The 7,798-nt window shown below is 73.2% G+C and carries 1 protein-coding gene; it reads right to left on the bottom strand.

The window, feature by feature from the left end; genetic code table 11:
* A partial coding sequence (locus GBN72_RS33895) for a type I polyketide synthase (protein ID WP_151775829.1) occupies nt 1-7,798 on the bottom strand: 7,798 nt, incomplete at both ends.

Here is a 7,798-nt window from a genome sequence, read left to right as displayed (position 1 = left end):
AGCAACCCCGGCTGCGTCACACCCGTCTCATGCACCAACTCGCCGTCCACAGCCTCGACAAGCGGAACATCCAGCAGACCGTCGAACGCGGCGACCACCTCGTCGAACGCCGCCGCGAACACCGGGAACGACGCATACAACCCACGCCCCATCCCCACCCGCTGCGACCCCTGACCCGTGAACAGAAACGCCAACCGCCCACCAACAGCAGAACGAGCCGTGCCGGCACCACCCGCGGCAAGCGCCTCCAGCCCCGCCACCAGCTCCCCCCGGTCCGCCCCGGCCACCACAGCCCGCCGACCGAACCGCGCCCGCGACGCCACCAACGACCACGCCACATCCCGCACCCGCACGCCCGGACGCTCGTCCAACAGCGCCCGCACACGACCGGCCTGCTGCTGAAGTGCCCGCGGTGTCGCGGCGGACAGTGCTATCAGGTGCGGCCCTTCGTCGTCGGGCCGCTCCTCGTCCACCGCGTCGGCGACCGGGGCCTGTTCGAGGACGACGTGCGCGTTCGTGCCGCTGATGCCGAACGACGACACGGCGGCGCGGCGCGGGCGGTCCAGCTCCGGCCAGTCCCGCCGCTCCGTCAGCAGCTCCACCGCACCCGCGGACCAGTCCACATGCGGCGACGCCTCATCGACGTGCAACGTCTTCGGCAGCACACCGTGCCGGAGGGCGGCCACCATCTTGATGACACCCGCGACGCCGGCAGCCGCCTGCGTGTGCCCGATGTTCGACTTCAGCGAGCCGAGCCACAGCGGCCTGTCCCCGGGCCGGTCCTGGCCGTAGGTCGCGAGCAGCGCCTGTGCCTCGATCGGGTCACCGAGTCGCGTACCGGTGCCGTGGGCCTCGACCACGTCCACGTCGGACGGCGCGAGACGCGCGCTCGCCAGGGCCTGGCGGATCACCCGTTCCTGCGACAGCCCGTTCGGCGCCGTCAGCCCGTTGCTCGCACCGTCCTGGTTGGTGGCGGAGCCTCGCAGCACCGCCAGCACGCGGTGGCCGTTGCGCTGCGCGTCCGAGAGTCGTTCCAGAAGCAACAGACCGACACCCTCGGAGAAGCCCGTGCCGTCGGCGCCGGCGGCGAAGGACTTGCACCGGCCGTCGGCCGAAAGCCCTCGCTGGCGGCTGAACTCGATGAAGGTGTTGGGCGTCGCCATCACCGTCACACCACCGGCGAGCGCGAGCGAGCACTCGTCGTTGCGGAGCGCCTGGGCGGCCAGGTGCACCGCGACGAGCGACGACGAGCACGCCGTGTCGACACTGACGGCCGGGCCTTCCAGGCCGAAGGTGTAAGAGATGCGGCCCGTCGCGACGCTGCCGTAGCTGCCGTTCCTGAGGTAGCCCTCGAGTTCCTCGGGGACGCTCTGCAGGCGCGAACCGTAGTCGTTGTACATGACGCCGGCGAAGACACCGGTCCGGGAGCCCCGGAGCGCTTCCGGGTCCATGCCGGCGCCTTCGAACGCCTGCCAGGCCGTCTCCAGCAGCAGCCGCTGCTGCGGGTCCGTCGCGAGCGCCTCACGCGGCGACAGGCCGAAGAACTCCGCGTCGAACTCCGCCGCCTCGTGCAGGAACCCGCCATGCCGGGCGTACGACGTTCCCGCGTGCGTCGGGTCCGCGTCGTACAGCCGCTCCAGGTCCCAGCCCCGGTCCGCGGGGAAGTCACCGATGGCGTCCGCGCCGGACGCGACCAGCTCCCACAGGTCCTCCGGAGATTCCACCCCGCCCGGGAAGCGGCAGGCCATGGCGACGATCGCGATCGGCTCGTCCGCCGTGCCGGCGGCGGGCCGGCGCGGCTGGTCGGCGCGCGTCGCCCGGGTCCCGCCGGTGACCTGGCCGCGCAGGTGGTCGGCGAGCGCGGCCGGGCTCGGGTGGTCGAAGACGACTGTCGCCGGGAGGCGTACGCCGGTGGCGGCGGTGAGCCGGTTGCGGAGTTCCACGGCCGTCAGGGAGTCGAAGCCGAGGAGTTTGAAGGCACGGTTGACGGCGATGCCGTCGGCGTCGGCGTGACCGAGCACCGTGGCGACCTGATGGCGAACGAGGTCCAGGACCGCCTGGTCGCGCTCCTGCTCGGGCAGCGCGGCCATGCGCTCGGTCCAGGACCGGCCGGCCGCGCCGCCCGCGTCGCCCGCCTGGGCGGCACGCCGGGCTGGGGTGCGGACGAGTGCGCGGAAGACGGGCGGTACCCCGTCGGTGGCCGCCTGGGTGCGCAGCGAGGTGAGGTCGAGTCGCGCGGGCAGCAGCAGGGCGTCGTCCCTGCGCAGTGCCGCGTCGAGGAGGGCGAGGCCCTCCTCGCCGGGCAGGGGGGCGACTCCGGCCCGGGCCATACGGGCCAGGTCGCTGTCGGCGAGGTGCCCGGTCATACCGCTCGCGTCGGCCCACAGGCCCCAGGCGAGCGACGTGGCGGGCAGGCCGTGGGCGCGGCGGTGCGCGGCGAGGCCGTCCAGGTAGGCGTTGGCGGCGGCGTAGTTGGCCTGGCCGGCGTATCCGATGGTGGCCACGACGGAGGAGAAGAGGACGAACGCGGTCAGGTCCACGTCGCGGGTCAGCTCGTGCAGGTTCCACGCGGCATCGGCCTTCGGCCGCAGCACCGTGTCGACGCGCTCAGGGGTGAGGCTGTCGATGGTGCCGTCGTCCAGTACGCCGGCCGTATGCACCACCGCGGTCAGCGCACGCTCGACCGGAATCGACGCCAGCAGAGCGGCCAGCGCCTCCCGGTCGGCAACGTCACACGCCTCCACACGCACCGACTCCGCACCCGCCGCCAACAACTCGTCCCGCAGCCCCGCGGCACCCTCCGCCGCCGCACCACGCCGACTCGTCAGCACCAGATGCCGCACACCATGCACCCGCACCGCATGCCGCGCCACCAGCGAACCCAGCGTCCCCGTACCACCGGTGACCAGCACCGTCCCTTCGCCGGAGCCCAGCCCACCGGTCCTGGTGTCGCCGTCGCCGTCGCCGTCATCGCCGCCGTCGCTCCCGCTGTCGGCGCCGACGGCGCGTGCGACCCGCGGCGCGTACAGCACGCCCTCCCGCAGGGCGAGTTGGGGTTCACGCTCCAGGGCCGTGAGGACGTCGGCGGTGACGGTGAGGTCGGTCGTGTCGACGTCGAGGAGGGCGAACCGGCCGGGGTTCTCGGACATCGCGGTGCGCAGGAGGCCCCATACGGCCGCGCCCGCCAGGTCGGCGACGTCCTCGCCGGGGCGGGCGGCCACGGCGTGGCGCGAGACCACGACGAGGCGGGAACCCTCGGTGCGGGGGTCGGCCAGCCAGCTCTGCACACCGTGCAGGGCGTGGCGCAGGGCGGAGGACGTGGCCCGCGGATCCCGGTCCGGGCCGGCCGGGCCCGGGCCGGTGGCGCCGGTCGCGTACAGCAGTACGTTCTCCGGTAGCGCGGTGGCGCCTTCGCCGGTGTGGGCGTCGGGAGCATGCAGCAGGTCGTCCAGGCTCGCGCGGACATCCGCGCCGTGCGGTGCGCCGCCCGTGGCGGGCGTCGGGACGGGCAGCCAGTCCACGTGGTGGAGAGGCAGCCGAGGCTCGTCGGCCCGCGCTGCGGCGGCGAGCTGCTGCGCCGTGACCGAGCGGAGGGCGAGGGACTCGATGACGGTGACCGGGGTCCCGGTCGGGTCCGCGGCGACGAGGCGGACCGTGTCGTTCCCTAGCGGAGTGAACGCGACGCGCAACGTGCGGGCTCCGCTCGCGAGGAGGCGTACGCCGTCCCAGGCGAAGGGCAGACGGGGGCCTTCTCCGTCCGCGGCGTCGCCCGCCGGGGACGTCGGCCGCAGGACGACGGCGTGCAGGGCCGCATCGAGCAGTGCGGGGTGGATGCCGAAGTGTTCGGCCTGTCCCTGCTGGTCGTCGGCGAGCCGGACCTCGGCGAACACCTCGTCTCCGCGACGCCAGAGGGCGGTGAGCCCCTGGAAGGCGGGCCCGTACTCGTATCCCTGTGCGGCGAGTTGCTCGTACCGCGTGCTCAGGTCGACGGGCGTGGCGTCGGGCGGCCACGTCGCGAGGGCGTCGCCGGGATCGGCCGAGTCCGCCGGCTCGTCCGCCTCGGCGGGCACGAGCCAGGCGGTGGCGTGTCGTGCCCAGCCGTCGTCCTCGGTCGCCGCGCCGGCGTCCGGGGGGAGGCGCCGTGCGTACACACGAAGGGCGCGGCGGCCGGTGTCGTCGGGCGCGTCGACGGCCATCTGGAGCAGGACGTCGCCCTGTTCGGGGATGACCAGGGGCGCTTCGAGCGTCAGGTCGTGCACCTGGCCGTACTCCACCTCGTCGGCGGCACGCAGCGCCAGTTCCACGAAGGCGGTGCCGGGGAGGAGGACGGTGCCGAACACGGCGTGGTCGGCGAGCCAGGGGTGGGTGCGCAGCGACAGGCGGCCGGTGAACAGCAGGCCGTCCCCGTCGGCGAGCGGCACGAGGGCGTTGAGCAGCGGGTGGTCGACGGCGCCGAGCCCGGCACCGGTCACGTCGCCTGTGGCGGCCGGGGTGTCCAGCCAGTAACGCTGCCTCTGGAACGGGTACGTGGGCAGGTCGACGGTCCGGGCGGGGCCGGCCACGCCGGTGGTCGGGGTCCAGTCGACGGGTACGCCGGCCGTGTGGAGGGTGGCGGCGCCGGTCAGGAGGCGGGCCCAGCCTCCCTCGTCGCGGCGGAGGGACCCGACGACGACGAAGCCGGCGTCGGCGGGGAGCTGCTCGGGGTCCGGGGCGCCGGTCGCGGCGGCCTCCGCGCGCTCGGGCTCGGGCGACGACGTGGTCTCGTCGAGGGTTTCCTGGATGCCCATGGTCAGCACCGGATGCGGGCTTGACTCCACGAACGTCCGGTAACCGTCCGCCGCCAGCACCCGGACCGTCTCCTCCAGACGCACCGTGCCCCGCAGATTCCGATACCAGTACGACGCATCCAGAACCGCCGTGTCGATCGGCGCCGCCTCCACCGTCGAATAGAACGCCACCTTCGACGAACGCGGCTCCAAACCCTCCAACAGCCCCAGCAACTCCTCCCGGATCCCCTCCACCTGCGCGGAATGCGACGCGTAATCCACCGCGATCAACCGCGCACGCACCCCCTCACCCCGAAACCCCTCCACCAACTCCGCCAACGCATCGGCATCACCCGACACCACCGTCGACGACGGACCATTGACCGCCGCCACCGACAAACGCCCCCCGAACACCCCCAACCGCGACTCCACCACCGCAGCCGGCAACGACACCGACCCCATCCCCCCCAACCCCGACAACCGCACGATCGCCGCACTACGCAACGCCACCACCCGCGCCGCATCCCGCACACTCAACGCACCCGCCACACACGCCGCCGCGATCTCACCCTGCGAATGCCCCACCACAGCCGACGGCACCACACCCAACGACCGCCACACCGCAGCCAACGACACCATCACCGCGAACAACACCGGCTGCACCACATCCACCCGATCCAGCCCCGGAGCACCCCCCACACCCCGCAACACATCCGACAACGACCACTCCACGAACTCCGACAACGCCGCCTCACACTCCGCGACGCTCTCCCGGAACACCTCACTGGAACCCAACAACTCCACCGCCATCCCCACCCACTGCGACCCCTGCCCCGGAAACACGAAGACGGTCCGGCCAGGGGTGCCGGTGGCGGTGCCTTCGACGAGGGCGTTGGACGATTCGCCGCGGGCGAGGGCCTCCAGCGCTCCCAGCAGGGCGTCGCGGTCCTCACCGATGACGACAGCGCGGTGGTCGAAGGCTGTGCGGGTCGTGGCGAGGGCATGGGCGACCTCGGCGGAACGCAGCTGCGGCTGCGCCTCGACACGGCTCAGCAGCCGCTTGGCCTGGGCGCGCAGGGCCTCCCCGCTCCGGGCGGAGAGCAGCCAGGGCACGGCGACACCGCCCTCGTCACTCGACGACTCGGGTTCCGCCGGCGGCTCCTGCGGGAGGGCCGGCTCCGGGGCCTGCTCGAGGATCACGTGCGCGTTCGTGCCGCTGATCCCGAACGACGACACGGCGGCCCGGCGCGGACGGTCCAGCTCCGGCCAGTCCCGCCGCTCCGTCAGCAGCTCCACCGCACCCGCGGACCAGTCCACATGCGGCGACGCCTCATCGACGTGCAACGTCTTCGGCAGCACACCGTGCCGAAGCGCCGCCACCATCTTGATCACACCACCCACACCCGCGGCCGCCTGGGCATGACCGATGTTCGACTTCAACGAGCCCAGCCACAGAGGCCTCTCCACCGGCCGGTCCGCACCGTACGTGGCCAGCAACGCCTGCGCCTCGATCGGATCACCCAACCGCGTACCCGTCCCATGCGCCTCGACCACGTCCACATCCGCCGGAGCGAGCCGCGCGTTCGCCAACGCCTGCCGGATCACCCGCTCCTGCGACGGACCGTTCGGCGCCGTCAGACCGTTGCTCGCACCGTCCTGATTGACCGCACTCCCCCGCAACACCGCCAGCACCCGGTGACCACTGCGCTCCGCGTCCGACAGCCGCTCGAGGGCGATCATGCCGACGCCCTCGGCCCAGGCGGTTCCGTCCGCGGCGGCCGCGAACGCCTTGGCCCGCCCGTCGGCGGCGAGACCGCGCTGCCGGCTGAACTCCACGAACATCCCGGGCGTCGCCATCACGGCGGCTCCGCCGGCCAGGGCGATGCCGCATTCGCCCTGCCGCAGCGCCTGGGCCGCGAGGTGGAGCGCGACGAGCGACGACGAGCACGCCGTGTCCACCGTCACCGCCGGACCCTCGAGGCCCAGCGTGTAGGAGATACGCCCCGACGCCACGCTCACGGTGCTGCCGGTCAGCAGGTACCCCTCGTACCCCTCGGCCGACTCGTGCAGCCGGGGGCCGTAGTCCTGGGACATGGCGCCCACGAAGACGCCGGCCGAGGTGCCGCGCAGCGACGCCGGAGTGATCCCGGCACGCTCCAGCGCCTCCCACGACGTCTCCAGCAGCAGCCGCTGCTGCGGGTCCATCGCGGCGGCCTCACGCGGCGAGATGCCGAAGAAGGCGGGGTCGAACGCGTCGGCGTCGTGAAGGAAACCGCCGTGCCGGGTGTACGTCTTGCCGGGGCGTCCCGGTACCGGGTCGTACAACGCGTCGGCGTCCCAACCGCGGTTGCCGGGGAGCTCGGTGATCGCGTCGCCCTCTTCGGTGACCAGCCGCCAGAGGTCCTCCGGCGACGCCACGCCACCGGGATAGCGGCACGCCATGCCCACGATGGCGATGGGCTCGTCGGACACCTGCGTCCCGGTGCCGGTCCCGGTACCGCCCGGCGCGGTGTCGGACGCCCCGTGGCCGAGCAACTGCGTGCGCAGGTACCGCGCGAGCTCATCCGGGCTCGGGTGGTCGTACACGGCGGTCGCGGTGAGGCGCACACCCGTTGCCGCGGTGAGCCGCTTGGCGAACTCGACGGCGCCCAAGGAGTCGAAGCCCAGCTGCTTGAACGTGCGGCCGGGATCGATCGCGGTGGGGGTCACATGCCCCAGAACGATCGCCATGTCCGTACGCACCAGGTCGAGCAGGATGCGGTCCCGCTCGTCGTCGCCCGCCTCGGCGATGCGTCGTACGAACGAGGAGGCGGCTCCGGGTTCGTCGTCCTTGGTGTCCCGGTCCGTCGACCGCGCGGCAGTCAGCGCCGGCAGGGGGACGACGGAGGTGTCGAGCCAGTAGCGCTCGCGTTGGAAGGGGTACGTGGGGAGGTCGACGGTCCGGGCGTCCGGGCCGTGGACCGTGCGCCAGTCCACACCCGCGTCGTCGCCGGTGAGACCGAGGGCCTGGAGGACGGCCACGTCCTCCGGCC

The organism is Streptomyces abyssomicinicus (assembly GCF_008974245.1).
Taxonomy (GTDB): Bacteria; Actinomycetota; Actinomycetes; order Streptomycetales; family Streptomycetaceae; genus Streptomyces; species Streptomyces abyssomicinicus.
Note: the sequence above shows the minus strand (reverse complement) of the source record. Positions and strands in the feature narration are given on the sequence as shown.